The sequence below is a fragment of the Pseudovibrio sp. Ad37 genome, assembly GCF_001623075.1.
Taxonomy (GTDB): domain Bacteria; phylum Pseudomonadota; class Alphaproteobacteria; order Rhizobiales; family Stappiaceae; genus Pseudovibrio.
The window spans coordinates 1-506 of record NZ_LMCF01000206.1 but is presented as its reverse complement, the minus strand read 5'-3'; the positions used below and the strand labels follow the sequence as shown (position 1 = coordinate 506).

Below are 506 nucleotides of genomic sequence, written 5' to 3'. Positions count from 1 at the left end.
GGTTCTGGCTCAAATCGCTGATCACAAGATCACCCGCCTCAACGATCTCATGCCGTGGTGTTACGCTGCTAAGCCAGCGTAACAGGGCCTATTTCCGTTTTGTAGGTCGGGTTCGCCGGACGCACACAGTGATGCATCGCCGCCGCGTTATCAACGTCAGGTTTCCCCGATCCGTCACAAGCTGGCTGCTTTTGAAAGCCGTTTATTGGAATGGTATGAACTGGAGCAGAAGCGCCCACGGCGGGAGCGCCGGACAGCCTTACAGCTCTATGAGCAGTTGGTTCTTGAGGGATATACGGGCTCTTATTCTCCGGTTCAACGTTTTATCCGTGATCTGAAGCGAGCTAAACCGTGGTCTGGTGAGGCGTTTATCCCGCTGCAGTTTCAACCTGGGGATGCGCTTCAATTTGACTGGAGTGAAGAACATGTTGTGCTGGGCGGTGTTGCTCAGAAGATAAAGGTTGCCCATTTCCGTCTGTGCCACAGCCGTAAACCCTTTGTGTTTG

At 53.4% G+C, this 506-nt stretch carries 1 pseudogene; it reads left to right on the top strand.

The window, feature by feature from the left end:
* Positions 1–205: 205 nt before the first annotated feature.
* Positions 206–506, top strand: a pseudogene (locus PsAD37_RS21295) (IS21 family transposase); the annotation flags it as partial.